At 69.4% G+C, this 25706-nt stretch carries 23 protein-coding genes; 8 read left to right on the top strand and 15 right to left on the bottom strand.

What is annotated here, in order from left to right:
* Nucleotides 1-21 precede the first annotated feature (21 nt).
* On the bottom strand, nt 22-1104 hold the full coding sequence (gene dxr / locus NE358_RS05125; RefSeq protein ID WP_289942075.1) for a 1-deoxy-D-xylulose-5-phosphate reductoisomerase: 1083 nt from the start codon (nt 1102-1104) through the stop codon (nt 22-24).
* Nucleotides 1105-1117: 13 nt separating this feature from the next.
* Nucleotides 1118-2110, bottom strand: a complete 993-nt coding sequence (locus tag NE358_RS05120) for an FKBP-type peptidyl-prolyl cis-trans isomerase (protein ID WP_103210297.1) — start codon at nt 2108-2110, stop codon at nt 1118-1120.
* 156 nt (nt 2111-2266) lie between these two features.
* Here NE358_RS05120 and NE358_RS05115 point away from each other — a divergent pair, with 156 nt between their 5' ends.
* The 4 genes from NE358_RS05115 to dhaM all read left to right on the top strand — a co-directional run bounded on the left by NE358_RS05115 (nt 2267) and on the right by dhaM (nt 5470).
* Nucleotides 2267-3016, top strand: coding sequence for a lysophospholipid acyltransferase family protein (locus NE358_RS05115; RefSeq protein ID WP_499318347.1), 750 nt, complete (start codon nt 2267-2269; stop codon nt 3014-3016).
* A 101-nt stretch (nt 3017-3117) separates the two neighbouring features.
* Nucleotides 3118-4113 carry a dihydroxyacetone kinase subunit DhaK gene (gene dhaK, locus NE358_RS05110; protein ID WP_289942073.1) on the top strand — a complete coding sequence of 332 codons (996 nt, stop codon included), beginning with the start codon at nt 3118-3120 and terminating at the stop codon, nt 4111-4113.
* On the top strand, nt 4110-4745 hold the full coding sequence (gene dhaL / locus NE358_RS05105) for a dihydroxyacetone kinase subunit DhaL (protein ID WP_289942072.1): 636 nt from the start codon (nt 4110-4112) through the stop codon (nt 4743-4745). Before dhaK ends, dhaL begins: the two co-directional genes overlap by 4 nt.
* The gene (gene dhaM, locus NE358_RS05100; RefSeq protein ID WP_289942069.1) at nt 4742-5470 is read left to right on the top strand and encodes a dihydroxyacetone kinase phosphoryl donor subunit DhaM; all 729 of its coding nucleotides are present in this window, start codon (nt 4742-4744) and stop codon (nt 5468-5470) included. The genes dhaL and dhaM overlap by 4 nt, the downstream gene beginning before the upstream one ends.
* A gap of 19 nt (nt 5471-5489) precedes the next feature.
* On the opposite strand, the gene NE358_RS05095 is transcribed toward dhaM, so the two are convergent.
* Nucleotides 5490-6452, bottom strand: a complete 963-nt coding sequence (locus NE358_RS05095; protein WP_499318345.1) for a sugar-binding transcriptional regulator — start codon at nt 6450-6452, stop codon at nt 5490-5492.
* A gap of 115 nt (nt 6453-6567) precedes the next feature.
* On the opposite strand from NE358_RS05095, the gene NE358_RS05090 reads away from it, so the two are divergent.
* The 3 genes from NE358_RS05090 (at nt 6568) to glpK (ending at nt 10763) form a co-directional block, all read left to right on the top strand.
* A complete protein-coding gene (locus tag NE358_RS05090; protein ID WP_289942067.1) occupies nt 6568-8286 on the top strand; it encodes a glycerol-3-phosphate dehydrogenase/oxidase in 1719 nt (572 codons plus the stop codon).
* Nucleotides 8287-8407: 121 nt separating this feature from the next.
* Entirely contained in the window at nt 8408-9163 is a 756-nt protein-coding gene (locus NE358_RS05085) for an MIP/aquaporin family protein (RefSeq protein WP_103210285.1), read from the top strand.
* An 88-nt stretch (nt 9164-9251) separates the two neighbouring features.
* Nucleotides 9252-10763 (top strand): glycerol kinase GlpK, encoded by a 1512-nt coding sequence (gene glpK / locus NE358_RS05080; protein ID WP_074694199.1) that lies wholly within the window; start codon nt 9252-9254, stop codon nt 10761-10763.
* 153 nt (nt 10764-10916) lie between these two features.
* Here glpK and NE358_RS05075 read toward each other — a convergent pair whose 3' ends face one another.
* The 4 genes from NE358_RS05075 to NE358_RS05060 all read right to left on the bottom strand — a co-directional run bounded on the left by NE358_RS05075 (nt 10917) and on the right by NE358_RS05060 (nt 16501).
* Nucleotides 10917-11396, bottom strand: coding sequence for a hypothetical protein (locus NE358_RS05075; RefSeq protein WP_103210283.1), 480 nt, complete (start codon nt 11394-11396; stop codon nt 10917-10919).
* Between the two features lie 47 nt (nt 11397-11443).
* The gene (locus tag NE358_RS05070) at nt 11444-11914 is read right to left on the bottom strand and encodes an OsmC family protein (protein WP_103210280.1); all 471 of its coding nucleotides are present in this window, start codon (nt 11912-11914) and stop codon (nt 11444-11446) included.
* Between the two features lie 94 nt (nt 11915-12008).
* Entirely contained in the window at nt 12009-14924 is a 2916-nt protein-coding gene (locus tag NE358_RS05065) for a LamG-like jellyroll fold domain-containing protein (protein ID WP_289942056.1), read from the bottom strand.
* A gap of 26 nt (nt 14925-14950) precedes the next feature.
* Nucleotides 14951-16501, bottom strand: coding sequence for an RICIN domain-containing protein (locus NE358_RS05060; RefSeq protein ID WP_499318342.1), 1551 nt, complete (start codon nt 16499-16501; stop codon nt 14951-14953).
* 300 nt (nt 16502-16801) lie between these two features.
* Between NE358_RS05060 and NE358_RS05055 the strand changes: the two genes are divergently transcribed.
* Nucleotides 16802-17785, top strand: a complete 984-nt coding sequence (locus NE358_RS05055; RefSeq protein WP_174799629.1) for an asparaginase — start codon at nt 16802-16804, stop codon at nt 17783-17785.
* Between the two features lie 44 nt (nt 17786-17829).
* On the opposite strand, the gene NE358_RS05050 is transcribed toward NE358_RS05055, so the two are convergent.
* From NE358_RS05050 to NE358_RS05015, 8 genes are all read right to left on the bottom strand, one after another.
* Nucleotides 17830-19362 (bottom strand): APC family permease, encoded by a 1533-nt coding sequence (locus tag NE358_RS05050; RefSeq protein WP_289942051.1) that lies wholly within the window; start codon nt 19360-19362, stop codon nt 17830-17832.
* Between the two features lie 43 nt (nt 19363-19405).
* Nucleotides 19406-20179: a PP2C family protein-serine/threonine phosphatase gene (locus NE358_RS05045; protein WP_116238874.1), complete on the bottom strand. Its 774-nt coding sequence runs from the start codon at nt 20177-20179 to the stop codon at nt 19406-19408.
* Nucleotides 20180-20293: 114 nt separating this feature from the next.
* On the bottom strand, nt 20294-21274 hold the full coding sequence (locus NE358_RS05040; protein WP_141375534.1) for an aldo/keto reductase: 981 nt from the start codon (nt 21272-21274) through the stop codon (nt 20294-20296).
* A gap of 65 nt (nt 21275-21339) precedes the next feature.
* Entirely contained in the window at nt 21340-22029 is a 690-nt protein-coding gene (locus NE358_RS05035; RefSeq protein WP_116238430.1) for a large exoprotein, read from the bottom strand.
* A 100-nt stretch (nt 22030-22129) separates the two neighbouring features.
* Nucleotides 22130-22879, bottom strand: a complete 750-nt coding sequence (locus NE358_RS05030; protein ID WP_289942046.1) for a YaaA family protein — start codon at nt 22877-22879, stop codon at nt 22130-22132.
* Between the two features lie 71 nt (nt 22880-22950).
* The gene (locus NE358_RS05025; RefSeq protein WP_058597269.1) at nt 22951-23211 is read right to left on the bottom strand and encodes a F0F1 ATP synthase subunit epsilon; all 261 of its coding nucleotides are present in this window, start codon (nt 23209-23211) and stop codon (nt 22951-22953) included.
* A gap of 1 nt (nt 23212) precedes the next feature.
* On the bottom strand, nt 23213-24661 hold the full coding sequence (atpD, locus tag NE358_RS05020) for a F0F1 ATP synthase subunit beta (RefSeq protein ID WP_103210262.1): 1449 nt from the start codon (nt 24659-24661) through the stop codon (nt 23213-23215).
* Between the two features lie 22 nt (nt 24662-24683).
* Nucleotides 24684-25583 (bottom strand): F0F1 ATP synthase subunit gamma, encoded by a 900-nt coding sequence (locus NE358_RS05015; protein ID WP_103210259.1) that lies wholly within the window; start codon nt 25581-25583, stop codon nt 24684-24686.
* Nucleotides 25584-25706 lie beyond the last annotated feature (123 nt).

Genomic DNA, 25706 nt, shown 5'->3' with positions numbered 1-25706 from the left:
GGCCGACCGCCCGCTCGGGACTCAGCGCGCCGCGATGATCTCGTCGGCGGTGCGTCGCGCCCAACTCTCGGCTTCGGCGAGCGATTCGCGCGTGAGCTTCCCGGGCGGCTCGTGGCGATCGACGACGCGCTCGATGAGCTCGACGATCTGGAGGAAGCTCAGACGCCCCTCGTGGAACGCGTCGACCGCCTGCTCGTTGGCCGCGTTGAACACGGCGGGGTATGTGGCGCCCGCCCGGCCGACCTTCTTGGCCAGCGCCACGGAGCCGAAGGCCTTCTCGTCGAGGGGCTCGAAGGTCCACTGCGAGGCGCGCGTCCAGTCGAGCGGGGCGCCCACGCCGGCGATGCGGTGCGGCCAGTCGAGACCGAGCGAGATCGGCAGGCGCATATCGGGCGGCGACGCCTGGGCGATGGTCGAGCCGTCGACGAACTCGACCATCGAGTGCACGATCGACTGCGGGTGCACGGTCACCGCGATCCGGTCGTACGGCACGTCGAACAGCAGGTGCGCCTCGATCACCTCGAGGCCCTTGTTCACGAGTGTCGCGGAGTTCGTCGTGACGACGCGGCCCATGTCCCACGTGGGGTGCGCGAGGGCCTCCGCGGGGGTGACGTCCTGCAGCTCGTCGCGCGATCGTCCGCGGAAGGGGCCTCCGGATGCCGTGAGCACGAGCCGGCGCACCTCTCCGGCGTGACCGGAGCGCAGCGCCTGCGCGATCGCGGAGTGCTCGGAGTCGACGGGAACGATCTGCCCCGGTGCCGCGAGTGCGGTGACGAGTTCGCCGCCGACGATCAGCGACTCCTTGTTGGCCAGGGCGAGGGTGCGCCCCGCCTCGAGGGCGGCGATGGTGGGGCCGAGGCCCACCGATCCGGTGATCCCGTTGAGCACCACGTCGGCCTCGACGTCGCGGACGAGCTGCTCCGCCTCGACGGCGCCGAGAGACGTGTGCTCGACCCCGAAGGCCGAGGCCTGCGCCTCGACACCGGCCCGGTCGGTGCCTGCGGCGAGCCCGACGACCTCGAAGCGGTCGGCGTTGTTCGCGATGACGTCGAGCGCCTGCGTCCCGATCGAACCGGTGGAACCGAGGATGAGGACGCGGCGCATGCCCTCAGCCTACTTAGCCCGCCATGGTGGCGTGCTGGACGCCCAGGATGTCGACGACGAAGAACAGGGTCGAATTGGCCGGGATGTCGCCCTGCGCCTTGTCGCCGTAGCCCGCGGCGGGCGGGATGACGACGACGACCTGCGAGCCGACGGTCTGTCCCTCAAGGGCCTGACGGAAACCGTCGACGACCTGGTCGGTCTGGAACTGCGCGGGGGTGCCGCGCTGCCAGCTCGAGTCGAAGACCTGCCCGCTGTCATACAGCGCTCCGGTGTACTGCACGATGACCTGGTCACCGGCGTTCACGGTCTCCCCCGCACCCTGGCGGAGGTTCTCGATGCGCACGTCGGTGGGAGCCGGGGCGGTCGGCTGGGGCAGCATCTGCTTGCCGTCGGCGTTCGTCGTGGTCGTGGGGGCGCCGTTGTCGTCGAAGCTCACCGTCGGCATGCCGTCCACGGGAGCGACCTCGGTGCCCTCGGCGCGCGTCGGCAATTCGGAGATGGCGTCGGCGACGAGCACGAAGGCGGGCGAGCCCTCGCCCAGGGTGCCGGCGGGGAACGACGACACGGTGCGCGATCCGATGGGCGCGCACTCGAGGGCGGCGCCGAAGATCTGCTGCGAGGAGACGAGCGTGTCCATGCCGGCCGGCTCGGTATCAAGCGTCTGCAGCTGCACGGCGCCCGAGGCGGTGTCGATCAGCGTGAAGTTGGCCTTCAGGACGTCGCCCGCCTTGATCTGCTGTCCGGTGCCCTCGACCAGGGTGGTGCGCTGCAAAGCAGAGGGGGTGTAGCCGTCGGGAAGAGTGACGTTGACCTTGCCCTGGAAATCGCCCGAGACGACGAGACCGTCGGGGGCCGGCGCGTCGGCGAGCGCGCTCTGGCACTGGCCGGCGTCGGCCGAGCCGCTCGCGTCGGGCGTCGATGCCTCATCGGGTGAACCGGAGCACCCGGCCAGCAGCAACGCCGCGGCGGCGACGACGGACAGGGAAGCGATCGGGCGGAAGCGCACGGGTGACCTCTCGAGGGAAGACAGGAAGCGTCCATCCTCCCGCATCCGGCTTTGCCGCGGCTGAGAGGCCCGTGTACGAGGGCGCCCGCCGCGTGTCGGCATGTCGACGCGCTTACCATGCGCGCACGAGCATGCGGCGGCGAGTAGCCTCATCGAGTGAGTTCCCCCCTGCCCGCCGAGACCCCCGTGACCGTGCCGGAGCAGATGGGCGCGACCTACCGCCTCGGACGTTTCCTCATCGCCCCCCTGGCGCGCGCGGTCTATCGCCCGCGCATCGAGGGGCGAGAGAACGTCCCGCGTACCGGGCCGGTGATCTTCGCGAGCAACCATCTGTCGTTCATCGACTCGATCGCCATCCCCGTCGCCGCCCCCCGCCCCGTGCACTTCATGGCGAAGTCGGCCTACTTCGAGAAGTGGGCGTCACGCCAGTTCTTCACCGCGATCGGCGCGATCCCCGTCGAGCGCGGAGCAGGCCAGAAGGCCCTCGACGCCCTCGACCAGCAGCGCACCCTTCTCGAGGATGGCCGGGCCGTGGCGCTCTACCCCGAAGGCACGCGCTCGCTCGACGGCCGCCTCTACAAGGGCCGCACCGGGGTCGCCTTCCTTGCGCTGCAGACGGGCGCCCCGGTCGTTCCCGTGGGGCTCATCGGCACCGACAAGGTCATGCCGGTCGGCGCGAAGATCCCCACGACCGCGGAACGCATCACGGTGCGTTTCGGCGCGCCCCTCGATCTCTCCCCGCACGGCGCCGCCGCCTCGGGACGCGCGCGTCGCGGCGCCACCGACGAGATCATGGCGGCGATCCATGCCCTCAGCGAGCAGGAGCTCGCGAACGCCTACAACGAGGCGCCCGCACAGAACCCGATCGAGCGCATCAAGCAGGTGCTCCCCCACGAGCGCCTCTGACTCTCGACCCTCACCGGCAGTTCCTCCTTGACGTGACGACGCCCGGCGAGCAGGGTCGAATCCGACGGCCCGAACCGTCGTCGCCACAACGAGGAGGCACCGTGAAGAAGTTCGTCAACGACCCCGCCGACGTCTTGGCGGAGGCCCTCCGCGGCATCCGCGCAGCTCATCCGGACCTCCGAGTGGATGCCGAGAACCGTGTCATCCTGCGGGCAGAGGCGACGCGCACGGGCAAGGTGGCGCTGGTGTCGGGCGGTGGATCCGGGCACGAGCCGATGCACGGCGGTTTCGTCGGCCTCGGCATGCTCGACGCCGCGGCCGCCGGAGAGGTGTTCACCTCCCCCACCCCCGACCAGGTGCTCGCCGCCACGCAGGCGGTCGACTCGGGTGCGGGGGTGCTCCACATCGTGAAGAACTACACCGGCGACGTACTGAACTTCGAGATGGCGGCGGAGCTCGCCGAAGCCGCGGGCGTGCGGGTCGAGTCGGTCGTCGTCGCCGACGACGTCGCCGTGACCGATTCCACCTGGACCGCGGGTCGCCGCGGTACCGGCACAACCGTCATCCTGGAGAAGGTCGTCGGCGCCTTCGCCGAAGAGGGGGCCGACCTCGCCGCGGTCGCCGATCTCGCCCGCCGGGTCGCGGCCGCGGGCCGATCGATGGGAGTGGCCCTCACCAGCTGCACGGTCCCCGCTGCGGGCCGCCCCACCTTCGACCTCCCCGACGACGAGATGGAGGTCGGCGTCGGCATTCACGGCGAGCCCGGCCGCTCGCGCGTGAAGCTGGCCTCCGCTCGAGAGATCGCAGCGCTCATGGTCGATCCGATCGTGCGCGACTTCGCCGAGCCCGTGGGGCCGGCGATCGTGCTGCTGTCGGGCCTCGGCGGTACCCCGCTCATCGAGCAGTACCTGCTGTACGGACAGATCGCGCCATTGCTCGCCGAGGCCGGGGTAGACGTGCAGCGCGTGCTGATCGGCGATTTCATCACGAGCCTCGACATGGCCGGCGCGTCGCTGACCGTGGTGAAAGCCGACGACGAGATGCTGCGCCTGTGGGACGCCCCCGTCGTGACGCCGGGGCTGCGGTGGGGCGCATGAGCGGCTCGGTCTCGACCGCCGACCTGGTGGCGTGGATTCGCGCGTTCCGCGACGCCGTGCAGCAGCACAAGGACGAGCTCACCCGGCTCGATTCCGAGATCGGCGACGCCGACCACGGCTCGAATATGGCCCGCGGTCTCGACGCGGTCGTCGCGAAGCTCGACCCCGTGCCCGATACCCCCGCCGACCTGTTCAAGACCGTCGGCATGACCCTCGTGTCATCGGTCGGCGGCGCGAGCGGGCCGCTCTACGGAACGCTCTTCCTCCGCATGGGCCCCGCCCTCGCAGCAGGGGGAGAAGTGGATGCCGACGCCCTCGGCACCGCCCTCCGCGCCGGTGTCGACGGGGTCGTGGCTCGTGGGAAAGCCGAGCTCGGCGATAAGACGATGATCGACGCACTCTCTCCCGCCCTCGATGCCTGGGACACCGCCGCCGGCGACGGCCCCGCCGCGGCCGCCCGCGCCGCCGCGGAGGCCGCGGCCCGGGGACGCGACGCGACCGAACCCCTCGTGGCGCGCAAAGGCCGGGCGAGCTATCTGGGCGAGCGCAGTGCGGGCCACCTCGACCCGGGCGCGAGCTCGGCGACCCTGCTGCTCGAGGCTCTGCGCGACACCCTGGCGGCCGACGAGTGATCGGCCTGGTCGCCGTCTCGCACTCGCGCGCGCTTGCGGAGGCCGCGGCGCACCTCGCCCTGCAGATGGGCGGGGATGACCCCCCGACGCTTCGCATCGCAGCCGGCGGCCCCGACGACGATCTGGGAACGGATGCCGTGGCCATCGCCGCCGCGATCGACGACGCTGATTCCGGAGACGGGGTTCTCGTCCTGATGGACCTCGGTTCCGCGATTCTCAGCGCCGAGACGGCCCTGGAGTTCGTCGCGGAGCCCGAACGGGTCCGCCTCAGTCCCGCTCCGTTCGTGGAGGGACTCGTCGCAGCCGTGGTGACCGCCGCGGGCGGCGGCGACCTCGAAGCCGTGGCGGCCGAGTGCGCCACCGCCGGGGACGCGAAGGCGCGGCAGCTGGGCGCAGACGCCGGGGGCCCGGCATCCGGTGCCGTCGCGACGGACGACCCGGCCGACGAGACGCTCTCCTTCGAGGCCGTCGTGACCAACCCCTCCGGGTTGCACGCGCGGCCCGCGGCCACCTTCGTCAAGGCCGCGTCCCGACACGATGCGGAGGTGCGCATCGCCGATCTCGAGACGGGCTCCGCCGAGGTCTCGGGGCGGAGCCTGCTCGCGCTGATGGCGCTGGGGATCCGGCAGGGATCGCGCGTGCGAGTGAGCGCGTCGGGTCCCGAAGCGAGAGCGGCACTCGACGAGCTCGAATCGCTCATCGCCGACGGGTTCGGCGAGCACTGAGCGCTCGGCGCGACAGGCGTCAGCGCGTGACGCTGAGCAGGCGCCGCGCGAGCGACTCCTCGACGACCAGCTCGGTCACGAGATCGGCGGCGAGCGCTCCGCGCAGCCCGTCGAGCTTGGACAGGCTCGACACGACGCAGAAGCGACGAGGGATGCGCCGGACCGTGTCGAGGTCGGGGCCGCTGGAGCGGGCGTTGAGCTCGGGGATGTCACTCGACCCGTCGGCGCGGTAGAACACCGTGGCGCAGTCGCCGACGACGCCTTCGCGTTCGATGACGGCGCGGTCGCGCTCGTCGAAGTAGTCGCCGCTGTACACGTGCGAGGGCACGTCTGCGTGCGGAGAGCCGAGCCCGAAGACGAACAGACCGACGCGCTGCTGGATCTCGAGCACGGATCGCACCGAGCGCTCGCGCCACATCGCCTGCTTCGTCTGCGGATCGTCGAAGAGCGCGGGCACCGGGAATTGGTGCACCGACGACGACCAGGCCGCTCCGAGCTTGGACAGGATCTCTCCCGCGTACGGGATGCCGGAGGTGCGGACGTTGGCCGCACCGTTCATCTGGACGATGTGGGTGTCGTGCACGTCTTTCTGCGGCACGTGGCGGGCGACGGCCGAGAGCGTCGACCCCCAGGCGACGCCCACCGTCATCGATGACTCGACGCGCTCGGCGAGGATGCGCGCCGCGGTCAGCGCCGTTCGTTCCAGCCGCTCGGCCTCTGAGGTGCGCGCGGGAGTGGGCACGACGTGGGCCGTGATGCCGAAGCGATCGGCGATCCGCTGGGCCATCTGTCCCCGAGCGTCGTCGGGAGGGCTGATCGAGATCGTGACGAGCCCCACGTCGCGGGCGTGCTGAAGCAGACGCGACACCGACGATCGGGAGACCCGCATCTCGTGAGCGATGGCATCCATCGTCAGGTCTTGCATGTAGTAGAGCTGTGCCGCCCGCAGAGCGTCGCGGGAGCGCTCTTCCGTCTGCGTCACCACCGTTCGGTTACCTTCATGGACACCATTCTGCACGTTTGTTCAAGGGGCTTGCAACAACGTGCAGACAGGCGCATTGTGATCGTCGTACCAACAACGAAAGGTCGCAGTCGACATGTCGTCCCCCGCTACTCCGCTCCGCGCCGACGTCCAGGCGCTCCGCGACGCCGAAGACCTCGACGTCCTCATCATCGGTGGGGGCATCAACGGCCTCGCCACCCTCCGCGACCTCGCCCTCCAGGGCGTCAGCGTCGCACTCGTCGAGCGGGGCGACTTCGTCTCCGGCGCCTCCTCGGCCTCCAGCCACATGGTCCACGGCGGCATCCGCTACCTCGAGAACGGCGAGTTCCGCCTCGTGAAAGAAGCGGTCACCGAGCGCAACGACCTGCTCAAGACGGCCCCCCACTACGTCAAGCCGCTCGAGACGACGATTCCGATCTACAAGACGTTCTCCGGCATCCTGTCGGCACCCTTCCGCCTTCTCGTCACGCACGGTCGCGGCAAGCCCAATGAGCGCGGCGCCCTTCTCATCAAGGTCGGCCTGATCATGTACGACACCTTCTCGCGCGACGGCGGATCCGTCCCCCGCCACAAGTTCCTCGGCAAGAAGAAGTCGCTGTCCGAGCTGCCCAAGCTCAACCCCGACCTCGCCTACACCGCGACCTACTTCGACGCCTCGATGCACGACCCCGAGCGCATCGCCCTCGACGTGCTGCGCGACGGCATCGAGGCCGGCGCGGGCCGCACCCAGGCCGTCAACTACGTCTCGGCCGTCGGTGCCGACGCGAACGGCGTGCGCGTACGCGACGAGGTGTCCGGCGAAGAGTTCAGCGTCAAGGCGAAGGTCGTCCTCAACACGGCCGGACCCTGGACCGACCTCGCGAACAAGGCGATGGGGCTGGACACGACCTTCATGGGCGGCACCAAGGGCTCGCACATCGTGCTCGACAACCCCGAGCTGCTCGCCGCCACCGGCGGTCGCGAGATCTTCTTCGAGCACTCCGACGGCCGCATCGTCCTCATCTACCCGCTGAAGGACCGCGTCCTGGTCGGCACCACCGACATCGACGCCGATCCCTCGAAGCCGGTCGTGTGCACCGACGACGAGATCGAGTACTTCTTCGACCTCATCGGTCACGTCTTCCCGAACATCGGCGTGGACCGCTCGCAGATCGTCTACACGTTCTCGGGCATCCGCCCGCTCCCCCGCCACGATGACACCGCCCCCGGCTTCGTCTCGCGCGACTATCGCATCGTCGAGGACGAGGTCGCGGGCGTCCCCGCCATGAGCCTCGTCGGCGGCAAGTGGACCACCTTCCGAGCCCTCGCCGAGCACCTCAGCATGAAGACCCTGCAGAAGCTGCGCCGCCCCCACCGCGTCAGCACCCAGGGGCTGCCCATCGGCGGCGGCGCGGGCTTCCCCGCCACGCCCGAGCAGCGTCGCCGCTGGATCGCCGCGCGCACGAATGCGCACTCCGCGGAGCTCGTCGAGGCGATGCTGGAGCGCTACGGCACCCGCGCCGACGCGATCCTCGCCGCCCTGCCCGCCGAGCCGACGCCGGTTCCCGATGCGGCGGGCTACTACCGCGAGGAGCTCGCCTTCATCGCGAAGAACGAGCAGGTCGTGCACCTGATCGACGTTCTGCTGCGCCGCACGCATCTCGCATTCGTCGGCGGCATGACCGAGCGCACGCTGCGAGAGGTCGCCGAGGCGGTCGCCGAGCCCCTCGGTTGGGACTCCGCGCACGTCGACGAAGAAGTGGCCCGTACGACTGAGATTCTCCGCTCCGCGCACCGTGTCGATCTGGCACAGGCCGGGGTGGCCCGAATCTGAGAGAACGTGCGGGCGCGCCACCTGTTGCGCGCCCGCACGTGAGCCGTAGGTTCGGAGCACCGAGCCGCACTACCGCCCGAGCCGAAGGTGTCCGGGCGACGAAAGAAAGGTCGATGACGACATGCAAGAAGTGAACCTGGGGCTGTACTTCCTCTCGGAGGTCGTCGGCACCGCGATGCTCATCCTGTTGGGCTGCGGCGTGGTCGCCAACGTGGCCCTCGCCAAGACCAAGGGCAACGCCGGCGGCACCCTGATGGTCAACTGGGGGTGGGGCCTGGCGGTCTTCGCCGGTGTCATCGTCTCCGCCTACTCCGGCGCTCAGCTGAACCCCGCCGTCTCGATCGGCCTCCTGGTCGCCGGCAAGATCTCCTTCGTCCAGTTCCTCGTGGCCGTGGCCGCGCAGATGGTCGGCGCCATCATCGGTGCCGTGCTCGCCTGGGCCTCGTACAAGCAGCACTTCGACGACGAGCCCGACCCGGCCGCCAAGCTCGGCGTGTTCTCTACGGGCCCCGCGATCCGCTCGTACGGCTTCAACTTCCTCACCGAGGTCATCGCCACGTTCGTCCTGGTGTTCGTGATCTTCGGCTTCGCCGACTACGGTGTGGCCAGCGTCGGCGTCCCCGCCGGTATCGGCGGTCTCTCGGCCGTTCCCGTGGCCCTGCTCGTCGTCGGCATCGGCGCCTCCCTCGGTGGCCCGACCGGATACGCCATCAACCCCGCCCGTGACCTCGGACCCCGCATCGCCCACGCGATCCTCCCCATCAAGGGCAAGGGTTCGAGCGACTGGGGCTACGCGTGGGTTCCCGTCGCCGGTCCCCTCGTCGGTGGCCTGCTCGCGGGTCTGCTGGCCCCCGTGCTCCTCGGTCTCGGCAAGTAATCACTCTTCGCGAGGGCGTCGCCCGACGCTCTCGCGCCCTCCTCCCTTCCGCTTCACCCATCACAGACACTGACAAAGGAGTCCATCCATGGCCGACTACGTCCTCGCCATCGACCAGGGCACGACCTCGACGCGCGCGATGATCTTCGACAAGTCCGGGAGCGTCGTCTCCGTCGGACAGAAGGAGCACGAGCAGATCTTCCCGCGCGCGGGTTGGGTCGAACACGACCCTGCCGAGATCTGGCGCAACACCCAGGAGGTGATCGGCCTGGCCCTCAGCCGCGCCGACATCACCCGCCACGACATCGCCGCCGTCGGCATCACCAACCAGCGCGAAACCGCGGTGGTGTGGGACAAGAACACCGGAAAGCCGGTGTACAACGCCATCGTGTGGCAGGACACGCGCACGCAGTCGATCGTCGACCGCCTCGCCGACGGCGATCCGGAGCGCTACAAGAGCATCGTCGGCCTGCCGTTGGCGACCTACTTCTCGGGTACCAAGATCGTCTGGATCCTCGAGAACGTCGACGGAGCCCGCGAGAAGGCCGAGGCCGGAGACCTGCTGTTCGGAACCACCGACACCTGGGTGCTGTGGAACCTCACCGGCGGCATCGACGGCGGCGTGCACGCCACCGACGTCACCAACGCCAGCCGCACGTTGTTCATGGACCTCGAGACCCTCTCGTGGCGCGAGGACATCCTCGCCGACTTCGGCGTTCCCGCCTCCATGCTCCCCGAGATCCGCTCCTCCTCCGAGGTCTACGGCACCGTCGAGTCCTCGTCGCTTCTGCGCGAGACCCCGATCGCCGGCATCCTGGGCGACCAGCAGGCCGCGACCTTCGGCCAGGCGGCCTTCGACCCGGGCGAGAGCAAGAACACCTACGGCACGGGCAACTTCCTCATCTTCCAGACCGGTGAAGAGATCGTCCACTCCAAGAACGGCCTGCTGACCACCCTCGGCTACAAGCTGGGCGACCAGCCCGCCCGCTACGCGCTCGAGGGATCGATCGCCGTGACCGGCTCGCTCATCCAGTGGCTGCGCGACCAGCTCGGCATCATCTCCTCGGCCCCCGAGGTCGAGAAGCTCGCCGAGAGCGTCGACGACAACGGCGGCGTGTACTTCGTGCCGGCGTTCTCGGGCCTGTTCGCACCGTACTGGCGTCCTGACGCCCGCGGCGCGATCGTGGGCATGACCCGCTACGTCAACCGCGGTCACATCGCCCGCGCCGCGCTGGAGGCCACGGCCTTCCAGTCGCGTGAGGTGCTCGACGCCGTCAACGCCGACTCCGGCGTCGACCTGGCCGAGCTCAAGGTCGATGGCGGTATGACCGCCAACGACGCGCTCATGCAGTTCCAGGCCGACATCCTCGGCGTGCCGGTCGTGCGTCCGGTCGTCGCGGAGACCACCGCCCTCGGCGCCGCGTACGCGGCGGGCCTCGCGGTCGGTTTCTGGGACAACCTCGACGACCTGCGTGCCAACTGGCAGGAAGACAAGCGCTGGGAGCCCAACATGGACGACGGCGAGCGCGAGCGAGAACTGCGCCTGTGGAAGAAGGCCGTCACCAAGTCGATGGACTGGATCGACGACGACGTGCGCTGATCCCGCCCCTCACGAACGACGGAACCCCGTCGGCCTCATGCCGGCGGGGTTCCGTCGTTCCCGCGGTTCTCGGGGCCGTGAGGTCCTGAGGCCGTCGCAGAGATCGCTCGCTCCCCCGACACGCCGGGTTCGCGGCACGCGGATGCCACCGACTCAGCGCTGCGGTTTGGGGTATGCGGCGCGTACGGCGTCGGACTGCAGGTAGTCCGAGACGCCGATGAGCAGGATCGCGAAGAGAATCTGCTCACTGACGACCCAGAACGGATAGAGCCCCGGAATGGCGGCGAGGACGAGGGCGATGACCGGGAAGATGCGGCTGAACAGCTGCAGCCGACGGAACGCCCAGTACCAGCCGACGCGGGCACGCCAGAGGAAGTAGAACAGGGTCGTGGTGATGGCGAGCACCACGAGGCAGCGCATCCAGACGGCGAAGCCGACGTCGTCGCCGTTCATCGTCATGACGAGGGCGACGACGACCGTCGCGACACCGAGCACGAAACCGACCGCAAGCAGGAGCGTGATGGCGCGGAAGGCGCGGTGCACCTTCGGGTCGGTGGAGACGGCGACGCGGTGATCGGCCTGACGGCCCCCGGCGATCCGGTCGAGTCGGCGCAGGGCGGGTTCGAGCTGCATGCGCTCACTGTACGACGCCGCGGCATCCTCCCCGCGACGCTCGGCGCTCAGCCGACCGTGACCTCGGGTTCGTGTCGCACGGGGAAGTTGACGGAGTTGGCGATGAAGCACCATTCGCGCGCCTGCCGGTGGGCGGCGACCGCCGCCTCGATCATGGACTCCTCGGCCACGCGGACGCGGGGGCGCAGAACGACCTCGGTGAACGCTCCCCCGCTGTTGCCGTCCTCCTGCATCGTGCCGGTGGCGTCGTCCTCGTAACCGGTGACGACGACGCCGGTCGTGACGCACGCGTGCAGGTACGACAGCAGATGGCACTCGCTGAGCGCGGCGATCAGGAGTTCTTCGGGATTCCACTTGGCGGGGTCCCCGCGGAAGGGCTTGTCGGCGGATGCCGCGATCGCGGGCTTTCCGTCGACCTCGAGGGTCACGGCACGCTCGTAGTCGCGGTACCCGCTCGTGCCCGTCCCCAGGTCGCCGGTCCAGGTCGATCGCAGGCGGTAGTGGTGCTCTCCGTTCATGTCCCCAGTCTGCCCGTCCGCGCCCGCGCGCGGGCCACTGGAGCGCGAAGATCCCCGCCCGGGCGAGCCGGACGGGGATCCTTTCGCGTCATCGTCAGGCGCGGCGGCGAACCCGTCGCAGCACCAGACCGAGCACGGCGAGCATCAGGGCGACGCCCGACAGAGCGGCCAGGACTCCCGAGGCCACACCGGTGGCCGCGAGATCGCCCCGACGCGGGGTCGACGGCTGCCCGCCGGCGCTCGCACCCGTGGTGCCCGCGGTCGCAGCGCCACCGGCGCCCGCAGCCGGGTCGACGGTCACGACGGGACGAGCGACGCTCACGCGCGCCCAGCCCACCAGCTCACCCGTCGCGGTGTAGACGGCGAGACGGTGCTCGCCCGCGGGCACGCTCCCGGGAACCGTGAGCGAGATCGCACGGTTCGCCACGGTCGCCGTGCCCAGCCCCGTCGGCTGCGAGAAGAGGAACCCGTAGAGGTCCTTCCCCTCGAGACCGGCGGGCACGCCGACCGTCACCGTGTCTCCGGCGTGGAAGGTGCTCGGGGTGACGGTGACCGTCCCCTCCTTGTCGGTCGCCACCTTCTCGGGATCGGGAGTCCACGCGGCATCCACTCCCATCGTCACCGTCAGCTCGAGCGGCGACCCGACCCGCGTGCCGATGGACTGGGTGAACGACAGGGCGTGCGCGCCGACGCCTGCGACGGGCGTCTTCAGCGTCAACCGCCACGCGCCGTCGGCGCCGACGGCTGTCGAGCCCGCGTCGGCCCCGTCGACGCGGACCGCGACCTGCGCACCCACGACACCGCGCCCCTCGAGGGTCGGCACCGTCGCGGTCGAGGCCAGCACGCCCGACAACGGCGTGGTCACGGCGAAGGCCGAGGCGGTGGCGTCGAGGTCGGCGCGCTGGAAGAGGAACTGCTCGCGGGGCAGGGCGTGATCGACGATGCGGGTCTCACCCACGCACCCGTACCAGCCGTGCTCGGGCTCGGTGTCCCACAGCGACGCACCGATCACCCACGGCATGAGATCGGCGGCCATCATGCCGCCCACTCCCGAGGCGTTGCGCAGGACCGGCACGCCGTCGACGTACATGATCACCGTTCCCGCCGCGGGGTCGTCCACGATCGCGACATGGTGCCAGCTCCCGGGCATGATCTCTCCCGACCAGAGCGTGTACGAGTTCTTCGACGCGGTGTCCGCCGCCGAGAACTGGTACTCGCGCAGGTTCGAGATCCCCAGCCACGCCGCTCCCGCCCCCTCGTCGGACGAGTCGTTGATGCCGATCCAGCTACGCGCGCCGCCGCGGCTGATCGCGGCGCCCCAGCGGTTCGCGGCCTCGGTCCAGTCGGCATCCATCTGCAGGAAGGTCTCGAGGGTGTACCCCGACTGGGCGTTCAGGTGCGCAGAGGTCGCCGGAGCGCCGTACTCGGTCGTGAGGAAGGCGAGGTTGTCGGGGCCGCTGGCGTTGCGATGCACGTCGCTGAAGCACACTGCGCCGCGGTCGGCGGAGTAGAACGGAACATCCTTGTGGGTGACCGCCACGTCGTCGAGCTCGTCGGGGGCGTCGGTCTGTTCCAGCGGCAGACGGTACATCGGGCTCGACCCGGCGATGTCGGGGACGACGGTGTTCTCGTCGACCACACCCTCCTTCACGTCGCCGAAGCGCCAGTGCGCCACGGTCCCGGGCACGGCGAAGTAGTCCGAGGCGTCGCCCGCGGCGGCGAGCTTCTCCCCCGTCGACGATCCGGTCCATCCCCGCGACACGATGTCCTTCGCGGCGGCGGTGAGGTCGGAGCCATCGGCCTGGGCGGCCGAGGGCGCTCCCCACCCGAACCGCGAGCCGAAGTCCATCGCGAGCGAGAACTGCTGCCAGGTGCCGGTGAGCACGGGGGCGTCGGTCGAGGTCCGCGAGTCGGCGTGCTTCTTGCCCACCCACGGCGAGATGGTCGACACGTCGATACTCCCTCCCGACAGGTCGAACTCGAACAGCGTCATGATGCCGTTCCCGCCGTCCGCGGCCATTTGGTAGTCGGTGAGCACCTCGTGCACGGGGTGCCCGAAGTCGTTCGTCAGCGTGCGCATGGTCGCGCCGTGGAAGTGCCCGTTCAGCGTCAGCACGATCTGGTCGTTCTTGCGGATGAGCTTGTCCCACAGCAGGTCGCCGTACCACCAGCTGGTCGGCGACACCTGGTCCTGGTCGATGCCGATGATCGCGTGCGACGACAGGATCACGGGCACGCCCTTGTTGGCATCCAGGATCCCCTGGGCCCAGGCGAAGGTGTCGTCCGAGGCGTTCCATCCCAGCGACAGCACGACCCAGTCGTGACCCTCGGCCGAGAAACGGTAGGCCGAGGAGTAACCGTTCTGGAAGGTTCCGAGCAGGGTCGAGCCGCCCTGGCGCTGCAGCGTCGAGGCGCCGAAGTTCGCGAGGTAGTTCGCGGCGTTGCCCTCCGAGGACCGCGCCCCCTGGTCGGCCACGTCGTGGTTGCCGGGGATCACCGAGTATGGCACCTTGCCGTCTTCGAGGATCCTCATCGCCTTGGCCGCGGCGCTCCACTGGTCGCTCTTGCCCTGCTGGTCGACGACGTCACCCAGCTGCATCGCGAACGGGATGTTGAGGGTCTTCTTGTTGTCGACGACCCACTGGGTCTGCACCTCGAAGGGGTTGGTGCCGTACTGCGGCACGAACTGCGAGGCGCTGTAGCGCGAGTAGAACTGCGTGTCCGGCAGCACCGGCAGCAGGAAGCTCGAGCGTCCCGCCGACGAGGACGTCCCGGATGCCGAGACGGCCGCCGCCGTGGAGCCGGACGCCGCCGAGGTGCCCGGGGTCGACGCGGTCGCCGGTCCCGCCGCCGAGGAGGCGGCGGGCGCGCCGGGGGTCGAGGTCGAGGTCGTGGTGGAGGCGGCGAGCGCGACCGAGGCACCGCCGAAGGCGAGGCTCGAGACGGCGAGCGCGCCGACGACCATTCCGGCCGAGATGCCGCGTACCGAGCGGCGCAGACGAGGGAACATATCTCTTCTCATGTCGGGGGTGTCGTTCAGGAGACGGGGGTGAGCTGAGGACCGTAGGCCTCGATCTCGGACAGGGTCATCCAGGTGGACGAGGTCTTGTTCTTCACGAGCACGCGGAGCCCGGTCGCCAGGACCGGTCGGGACGCGGTGACCTCGAGACGCAGATCGGTCGAGGTGTTCGCGGCCGGCCAGGTCGTCGCGGACGGCAGGTTCGCCCACCCCCCGCGCGTGGTGCGGTACTGCACCGTGACCGAGCCGATGTTCTGCTTGCCGCCGATGTCGTACACGTTCACGCCGGTGATCTGTCGCGGCTGATCGAGGTAGAAGGTCACGCGGTTGGGGTTCACGCGGTTCGCGGCCCCGCCCGAGCGCCAGTCGGCGAAGCCCGTGGCGGTGCGGTTGCCGTCGGTCAGCGCGAAGGTCGTGGAGTCCTTGAACGACCAGTCCGGGTGCACTCCCGACTGGCGCAGGACGTTCACCTGTTGAGCCGCGGCGACCGTGACGACAAGGGTGGCCGAGAAGCCGAGTCCCGATACCGCGGGGATCCTGACGGTCCCCGGCGTCGAGAACGCGGCATCCGTCACCTTCGAGAAGTCCCACCGCACGGCAGCGGTCACGCTCTGCCCGGTGTCGCCGATGCGACGCTGGACCGTGCTCGGGGCGCGCATGGCGACCTCGGCCACCGTCGCGCCGGCGTAGGTGGTGAGCGAGGAGTCGGCGGCATCCGAGAGCGCGCCGACGGCGACGGATGCCGAGAGCGCGACGTCCTCACCGAAGAGGCCCTTCGCGGAGCCGGCGACCGACACCACTCCGGGGGTCAGCCACGTCGTCGCGGCGGGCATCGCCCACGTGATGGGCGACAGCGTGATCGTGCGGCCCCAGCCGTAGCGCCCGGTGAGGCTGCTCGGCAGCGCGGGGAGCACGCCCGGGGTCGTCACGACCGCGGGCGAGGTCACGGTCGGGGTGAGGGGGTGCACGCGCCACTGCTGCACCGCGGCGGAGGCGTTGAGGGTGTAGGTCTGCACCTCGGATCCGTCGGCGGTCTTCCAGTTGTAGAGGTCGAGAGCCGACTCCTTGCCGTCGCGATCGCGCTGCACGTTCACGAGGTTCACCGTGCCGTTGCCCGCGTCGCGCAGCTCCCACTGGGCGTAGGGGTCGGTGGCGGAGTCGGCGACGTCGGCCGTCTGCAGGTAGCGGAACGTCTCCTGATCGTTGCGCGAGCGGATGAGGACCCGGTCCTTCTGGTCGGCGATCAGGAAGGTGCGGGCCGAGCCGACGACAGGGTACAGACGCAGAGCCTGGGCGGAGAGCGTCCGGGGGTCGGCCTGCGCCATCGACGAGATCGAGGCGACGGCGGGGACGGTCGCTCCCGGTGCGCTCGAGACCTGCGCGTCGCCGGCCCCGATCTGGAGCACCTTGCCGCTCGCGTGGACGCTTTCGACGAGGACGAGTTGCGCGGCCCCGACGGCGTTGGCCGGGGCCGTGGCCGCAACAGCGGGGGGAGCGGATGCCAGCAGGCTCGCGGCGGCCACGAGGGTCGCGGCCGCGCGGAGCAGTCGCGATCGGGTGGGGGTCATGGGTGACGGGTCCTTCCGGGTGCGTACGCTCCCCCGCGGCGCGCGGACGGGTGCCGCGGAGAGTCGGCGCTCGTGGGCGGCGGGAGCAGACGACTCGAAGCTGTGGGGAGCGGCCCGCGGAAGCGGGCGACCCGACTGTAGGCAGCGCCCCCTCCGGACGCGGGTCCGAATCGGGTCGCTCCGATGAACGAGACCCGTCCTGTTCTGGTCGCGATCCCGGTCGGTTCTCCCCTCGCCGAGGTCCTCTCACGCGCCGTCGCGCGCCCGGGGGCGGAGGGGGCCCGGGGATACGATGGGGGGATGCCCGCAACGCCTCCCGCCTCCGTCGAGCTCGCCGTCGTGGACCGCAACGGCTTCGTCGAATCCCGTCACTACGGCGTCGCCGTGGTCCTCGCCCCCGACGGATCCGAGAAGCTCACCCTCGGCGAGGCGAGCGCCCTCTTCCTCCCCCGCTCGAGCATGAAGCCGCTCCAGGCCCTGGCGTGCCTCTCGGCCGGGGCCGATCTGGCCGGCGAACGTCTCGCGATCTCGATGGCGAGCCACGCGGGCACCGAGCGTCACGCCGAGGTGGCCCGCGGCATCCTGCAGTCCTCCGGCCTCACCGAGGACGACCTGGGCTGCCCCGCCGCGTGGCCGACCGACACCGCCTCGCGCGACGACATGGTGCGCGACCACGCCTCCCCCTCGCCGCTGCGCATGAACTGTTCGGGCAAGCACGCCGCGATGCTCGCGACCTGCGTGGCCAACGGCTGGAGCACGAGCGACTACCTCGACCCCCAGCATCCGCTCCAGGCCCACATCCGCGAGGTCGTCGAGCGTCTTGTCGGCGAGCGCACGACCACCACCGCCATCGACGGCTGCGGCGCGCCCGTCTACGCCATGAGCCTCGTCGGGCTCGCACGGGCCATCCAGCGCATCGCGACCTCGTCGGAACGCTCCCCCTTCGCCCTGCACCGGAGCGCCGGCACACTCGTGCGCGCGGTGAAGGAGAACCCCTGGACCATCGACGGGCCCGGGCGACCCGACACGGTCGTCATCGAGCGACTCGGCGTCTTCTCGAAGATGGGCGCCGAGGGCGTGCAGGTCATGACCGCTCCCGACGGCACGACGGTCGCCCTCAAGATGCTCGACGGCTCCAACCGTGCCGGCCACGTCGTCGCCCTGCGTCTGCTCGAGCGGGTCGGAGCCCTGAGCGCGCAGGAGGTCGACGACACGGTCGCGCAGCTCTCGCTGTCGGTGCTCGGCGGCGGTCGCGAGGTCGGGTCCATCCGCTCCGCGGTCTGACGCCTCGAGAACGGCTCTCCCGGCCGATCCGAGACCGTCTCCGCTCAGATACCCCCGTCGACCGAACGCGGGTGCGCGATCGGCTCGTCCGGCACGAGCACCTCGGTCTCGCGATTGAGGCTCTCGCCCCGGAAGAACGGCTGGGAGCCGGGGAACAGGAACCACAGCACCATCAGCACGACACCGATCGCGAGCGATCCGATGCCGACCACAAACGTGCCGCCGATCCCCAGCAGGACGGTGTTGCCGTACTCCGGGTCGTACATGTCGATCGCCGACTGCACGAAGGCGAACGTCAGCATGAGCGCGCCGAGCAGGGGCAGGATGCCGCGGTACACGAGGTTCTTCGCCGACGAGAACAGCTGCCGACGGTAGTACCAGACGCAGGCGTACCCGGTCATGGAGTAGTAGAAGGCGATCGCGAGCCCGAGAGACAGGATCGAATCCTGCAGGATGTTGTCGCTGATGATCGTCATGCCCACGTAGTAGACGCTCGCGACGATGCCCATGACGAGGGTCGAGAACGACGGTGTGCGGTACCGCGGATGCACCGTCTGGAAGCGGTGCGGCAGCGCCTTGTACGCGGCCATCGCGAGCGTTCCACGCGCGGTGGGCAGGATGGTCGTCTGCGTCGACGAGACCGCCGAGATGAGCACGGCGACGATGAGCGCCCACCCGAACGGGCCGAACAGTCCGTCCTTGAGCGCGAGGAACACGTCGTCGGCGTTCGCGGGGTTCGCCAGACCGGCGCCGTCCTCACCGACGCCGGCGTACATCATCGCCGCGACCGTCACCGTCACGTACGTGCCGAGCAGGATCACAGTCGTCAGCAGCGCCGCACGGCCCGGAATGCGCTTCGGGTCCTTCGTCTCCTCGTTCAGGGCCAGACAGGTGTCCCACCCCCAGTAGATGAACAGCGCCAACAGGACCGCCTCGGTGAAGCCGCTCCAGTCGGTGAAGCCGAAGGGGTTGAACCACGCGAGGTCGAACGGGGTGGGGTTGGGGGCGGTCCCGTCGAAGAACTTCCACAGCGCCAGGACCACGAAGAGCGCGAGCACGAGGTACTGCGCCGCGAGAAGGATGTTCTGGATGCGCTCGCCGATCTCCACCCCGCGGTAGCTGACGTAGGTCATCGCCGCGATGAAGGCGACGCCCGTCGCGGTGACGAGCGGGACGTTCTCGGCGAGGGAGCCGTCGCCGATGAGCGACCACAGGTAGATGCCCGCGATCTGGGAGAGATTGGCGAGCACGACCATTCCGGCCACCGCGACGCCCCAGCCGCCCATCCACCCGACCCACGGCCCGAAGGCCTTCGTACCCCAGGTGAACGTCGTGCCGCAGTCGGGCACCTCGTTGTTGAGCTCGCGATAAGCGAAGGCGATGAAGAGCATCGGGACGAACGCCAGGACGAAGGCGATCGGCGCCGAGGCTCCCACGGCGAGAACCACGAAGCCGAGGGTGGCCACGAGGGAATACACCGGGGCGGTGGATGCCAGACCGATCACGGTCGAGCCCCAGAGGCCCAGGGTGCCGGTGGCCAGGCCCTTGCCGGCCGTCCGTTCGGGTGCGGAGGTCATATGCCGAACGTAGAATCCGCGGGTCTCCGCGGTCAAGATGAATTTAGGCGGACCGACGGATGACGTCGAGCACGACGATCGAGATGTTGTCTCGTCCACCGTTTTCGAGCGCGGCGGCCATCATCGCCTCGACGGCGGCGGCCGGATTCGCGTTCGCCTCGAGGAAGTGGCGAATGCCGAAGTCGGTGAGCTCTTTGGTCAGACCGTCGGAGCAGATCACGAAGCGGTCGCCGTCGAGCACGTCGAGGCGCAGGTAATCGGGCTTGACGCTGTCGCTCGGACCGACGGCGCGCGTGATGACGTTCCCGTAAGGGTGATTCTCCGCCTCTTCGGGACTCAGGCGGCCTGCCGCGATCAGTTCCTGAACGACCGAGTGATCGGTGGTCACCTGGACGATCTCGCCGTCGCGAAGGAGGTACACGCGCGAGTCGCCGATGTTGAGCGTCACCCAGTGGGGCTCGTCCGTCTGGGTCTCGAGATAGACGCCCGTGAGCGTCGTCCCCGTGCCCTCGTCGGTCGTCTCGGGGTGGGCCACGATGTCCTTGACCGCGCGGGACAGGGCCTTTTCGATGTTCTTGGTCGAGACGGGGCCGGTCGCGACGACCGCGCGAAGGCGTTCGACGGTACTGGCGCTGGCGATCTCACCGCCGAGGTGTCCGCCCATGCCGTCTGCGACGACGAACAGCGGGTAGTCGGCGAGGACGGCATCCTGATTCACCTCGCGGCGACGTCCGACCTCGGTGCTCGCCGCCCACGACAGTTCGAGAACGGTCTCGCCGAGCGGGACGGTACGCGTGTGGGTGGTCACCTCGGGCACGAACAATCCTCCGGTTGGCCGACAGCGCCGGCGGATCCGCACGGCCCTGTCATCTTAGTCGACGCTCGCCGCCGATCCGCGTACGCGCCGCACGTGCACATGACATCCATGTCGTCACCCCGCGGCAGGATCGGCGGGCAACGGCAGGATGCCGTCGATCTCGGCGAGGTCCTCCGCGCTGGGCGTCCAGGCGGTCGCCGCCGCGGCGTTGGCGCGGATCTGCTCGGGGCTCGTCGCCCCGGCGATCACACTCGCGACGACGGGGTTGGCCAGGAACCAGCCGAAAGTCGCTTCGAGCATGGTGATGCCGCGCGCGTCGCAGAAAGCCTGGTAGATCTCGAGCGCGTCCCAGGGAGCCTCACGCCACAGGTGCGGCCTCTGGCGCATGATGCGGCTCCCCTCGGGTCCGCCGTCACGCGTGAACTTCCCGGTGAGCAATCCGTTGTGCAGGGGGAAGAAGGGCAGAAGCCCCAAGCCGTAGCGCTCGGACGCGGGGAGGATCTCCCGCTCCGCGGCCCGCGCGAGCAAGCTGTACTGGTTCTGCGCCGACACGAATCGCACTCCCGTCGCCGCGTGCTCGGCCTCGGCGATCTGCCATCCCGCGAAGTTCGAGTGTCCGACGTAGCGGACCTTGCCCTCGCGCACGAGGTCGCTCAGCGCGTCGAGCGTCTCCTCGATGGGCGTCCCCGGGTCGGGTGTGTGCAGTTGGTAGAGGTCGATCCAGTCCGTCCGAAGGCGACGGAGCGAGTCTTCGACGGCGCGCCGCACGTGCGCCCTCGAGCCCTTCGCCCCTCCCGGGACCGCGGGAGCGAAGTCGGCGTGCCCGAACTTCGTCGCGAGGACGACCTGGTCGCGGCGCCCCTTCAACGCCTCGCCCATCAGGCGCTCCGACAGGCCGAACTCTCTCCCGTACATGTCGGCGGTGTCGAGGAAGGTCACTCCCGCGTCGATGGCGGCGTCGAGCACCGCCCGCGTGCCCTGGATCGTTTCGGTCGCCGTGCCGGCGCGCCCGAAGTTGTTGCATCCGAGACCCACCGCGGAGACACGGAGTCCGGAACGGCCGACGGCACGAAGAGGAAGCGCAGGGGACGTCATCCCTCCACGCTATCGCCGGGAACGACGAAGGGCTCCCCGCGGTGGCGGAGAGCCCTTCGATGAGGTCAGAGCTGGGGGCCGGTCGGCGGCGCCGGGGGCGGCGGAGTCGTACCCGTCGCGGGAGGCGGCGGGGTCGTGCCGGTCGCCGGCGGGCTGTACGGCTGCTGCGCCGGGGGCGCTCCGTAGCCGGGGCCGGCGTAGCCGCCACCGTTACCGGCGACGGGCTGGCTCGGCTGGACCGGGATGCCGTTCCACACCGTCTTATCGGCGAGGAAAGAGTTGGCCCACGGGGCGGGAGCGATCGCGGGGTTCCAGCGGTTGTTGCTGAACGCGATGACGGCGAGCCAGATGAGTGCACCGATGCCGGGGATCAGCCACAGCAGCAGCAGCGGCCAGTCCTTGCCGAGCTTCAGACCGATGCGGTAGGAGTACATCACAGCGACCGCGAGGATCGCGAGGCTGAAGATCGGGCCGATGACCGGGATGTTCGACAGCACGCTCGAGGCGACCGCGACGATCAGGACCACCCACGGCGAGACATCGCCGAGCTTCGCGGCCACGAGGCCGTTGTACACCGGAACCCAGGCGCGCCACTTGCCCTGCACGCCCGCCTTCTCGAAGATCTTCATGTAGAGGAACGACGAGATCACGTACGCCGCGACGGCGAGGATGAAGAGGATCGGGATCAGGACGAGCAAGACTGCGGCGAGAGCGGCGGCGCCGCTTCCGTCGTCGTAGTAATAGGAGTCACTCATGCGAGTTCCTTTCCAAGCGAGTGCGCGAGGAGCATCCGTGCGCCCCCCGCGTGTCACATGCTAGCGAACCTGAGTCTTTCCTGACAGGGGCACTCGGATGTCATACAATCAGCGCCACCTCGCCAGGGCCGCCGGCGCGGAGCGTCCACCCCGCGCCCTGCGCCCAGGCGTGGAGATCTTCGAGAGACCCGATCCGCGCGGCCTGCGACGCCAGCGCCCGTACGAGCGCGCCCTTCGCGTGCTTGTTGAAATGGTTCAGCGCGCGAGCCTCACCCCCCGAGTCCTCGCTCATGACGCGGACGTACGCTGAGGGGACCCCGGCGGGCAGAGGACCGAGGGCGGCGTACGCCTCCGAGCGCAGATCGACGACGAAATCCGGCCGGAGCTCTTCCCACGCCTCGCTCACGGCACCTGCCCAGATGCGTCGCAGCGACGGGATGCCGGGCAGGGACGTGCCCGCCGCAAGGCGGTAGGCCGGGATGCCATCCAGCGCAGCGACGGGACCGAGGGGCGCGGAGTGGATCATGACGTGATCGCCGAGCCAGGAGCGTGCCGGGGCCTCCAGGCTTCCCGCGTCGAGAGCGTCGAAGAGGACACCGGTGTAGCGATCGATCGCCGGCAGGGTCGGCGAGGTCCGGAGGGCCGCGTTGTCAGCGACCTCGTGCCGGCGCTTCGCGCTGATCTTGAGCACCCGCGCGGCGTCCTCCTCATCGGAGGAGAGAGCGACGAGCGCATCGACGACCGACTCGCGCGCAGAGCGCAGCGACGGCAGGGCGAGCCCGTCGAAGTCGAGGGGAGCGCCTTCGCCGCCGGGACGCTTGGTCTCGGAGGGAGGAAGCAGGACGAGCATGGATTCTCCGTGGGAAAGACGATGCGCGCCGCCCGGAGACCGGGCGACGCGCATCGAATGAAGAGAAGACGTCAGGAGACGAGTGCGGCGTTTCCGGCGACGATCGTGAGTTCATCGTTCGCCATCGACAGGAAGCCGTCCTCGGCGTTGGCGAGGATCTTCGAGCCGTCGGTGCGGGTGATGCGCACCTCGCCCTGGGCGAGGATCGCAAGGACGGGCTCATGACCCTGCATGAATCCGATCTCACCTTCGACGGTCTTGGCCACGACGAGCGAGGCCTCCCCCGTCCACACCTCGGCGTCGGCCGACACCAGGCTCACGCGCAACGACATGTCAGCCGTTCTCCTTCTGGATCTGCGCCCACTTGGCCTCAACGTCGGAGATGCCGCCGACGTTGAAGAACGCCTGCTCGGCGACGTGGTCGAAGTCGCCCTTGACGATCGCGTCGAACGACTCGATGGTCTCCTTGATCGGGACCGTGGAGCCCTCGACACCGGTGAACTTCTTGGCCATGTAGGTGTTCTGCGAGAGGAACTGCTGAATGCGGCGTGCGCGCGACACGACGATCTTGTCCTCTTCCGAGAGCTCGTCGACACCGAGGATCGCGATGATCTCCTGCAGTTCCTTGTTCTTCTGCAGGATCTGCTTCACGCTGGTGGCCACGCGGTAGTGGTCGGCACCGATGTAGCGCGGGTCGAGGATGCGGCTCGTCGACGTCAGCGGGTCGATGGCGGGGTACAGACCCTTCGACGCGATCTCGCGCGAGAGCTCGGTGGTCGCGTCGAGGTGCGCGAACGTGGTCGCCGGAGCCGGGTCGGTGTAGTCGTCGGCGGGGACGTAGATCGCCTGCAGCGAGGTGATCGAGTGACCACGCGTCGAGGTGATGCGCTCCTGGAGCACGCCCATCTCGTCGGCGAGGTTCGGCTGGTAGCCCACGGCGGAGGGCATGCGGCCGAGCAGCGTCGAGACCTCGGAACCCGCCTGCGTGAAGCGGAAGATGTTGTCGATGAACAACAGCACGTCCTGCTTCTGGACATCGCGGAAGTACTCCGCCATAGTCAGGGCCGACAGCGCGACGCGCAGACGCGTTCCCGGCGGCTCGTCCATCTGACCGAAGACGAGGGCGGTCTTGTCGAAGACGCCCGCCTCTTCCATCTCACCGATGAGGTCGTTGCCCTCACGGGTGCGCTCGCCGACACCGGCGAACACCGAGACACCACCGTGGTCCTGCGCAACGCGCTGGATCATCTCCTGGATGAGGACGGTCTTGCCGACGCCGGCACCACCGAAGAGGCCGATCTTTCCACCCTGGACGTACGGGGTGAGGAGGTCGATCGACTTGATGCCGGTCTCGAACATCTCGGTCTTGGACTCGAGCTGGTCGAAGCTCGGCGCCTTGCGGTGGATGCCCCAACGCTCGGTGATCTCGACCTGCTCACCGGGAGCGGCGTTGAGCACCTCACCGGTGACGTCGAAGACCTTGCCCTTGGTGACATCGCCGACGGGCACCGAGATGGGGCCGCCGGTGTTGCGCACTTCCTGGCCGCGGACGATGCCGTCGGTGGGCTTGAGGGCGATCGCGCGGACAAGGTCGTCACCCAGGTGCTGAGCGACCTCGAGGGTGATCTCGGTCGACTCGTCACCGATGGTGATCGTGGTCTTCAGCGCGTTGTAGATCTCGGGGATCGCGTCATGCGGGAACTCGATGTCGACGACCGGGCCGGTGACGCGCGCGACGCGTCCGACGACGGCCGCGTCGGTCTTCTCGGCGGTGAGGCTCATGGCTTCTTCTCTCCTTGGGAACTTACTTGCCGGATGACAGAGCATCGGCGCCGCCGACGATCTCGGCGATCTGCTGCGTGATCTCCGCCTGACGCGCGTTGTTGCGCAGGCGGGTGTAGTCGGTGATGAGCTTGTCGGCATTGTCGCTGGCCGACTTCATGGCCTTCTGGGTCGCGGCGTGCTTGGCAGCCGACGACTGGAGAAGGGCGTTGAAGATACGGCTCTGGACATAGACCGGCAGGAGCGCATCGAGCACGGTCTCAGCGTCCGGCTCGAATTCGTAGAGCGGGTAGATCTCGGCCTGGCCCGGGGCCTCGTCGGCCTCGAGCACCTCGAGCGGAAGCAGACGCACCGATTCGGGCGACTGCGTCATCATGCTGACGAAGCGGTTGTACACGAGGTGGATCTCGTCGACACCCTCGTTCTCGCCACCGGCGCGGTACGCCTCGAGAACGGCATCCGAGATCTCCTCCGCGGTGGAGAACTGCGGGGTGTCGGTGTCACCGACCCACTGCGCGGCGCTCGCCATGCGACGGAACTGGAAGTAGCCGACGGCCTTGCGACCGACGAGGTAGAACACCACGTCCTTGCCCTGCGACCGCAGGAGCTCGGCCAGCTCGAGAGCCTCGCGGAGGATCTGCGAGTTGAACGCGCCGGCCAGGCCTCGGTCGGAGGTGAACACGACCAGTGCCGAGCGGCGGATGTTCTCTCGCTCCGTCGTCAGCGGGTGGTCGACGGAGGAGTGCGTGGCCACCGCGGAGACGGCGCTCGTGACGGCCCGCGCGAAGGGCGACGCCGCGCGCACACGCGCCATCGCCTTCTGGATGCGCGAAGCCGCGATGAGCTCCATCGCCTTCGTGATCTTCTTGGTCGTCTGAGCAGAAGAGATCTTCTGCTTGTAGACCCGCAGTTGTGCGCCCATGATTCCGTTCTCGTGTCGTCGCTATCAGCGACGGCCCTTGACGATCCGCTCCTGGTTGACGTCTTCCGCCTCGGCAGCGTCGACCTTCTCTGCCCCGACGACGCCCTGATCCTTGCCGGGCTG

It is taken from the genome of Sphingomonas sp. G5, assembly GCF_052660795.1.
This window is presented reverse-complemented; position numbering and strand designations above follow the sequence as displayed.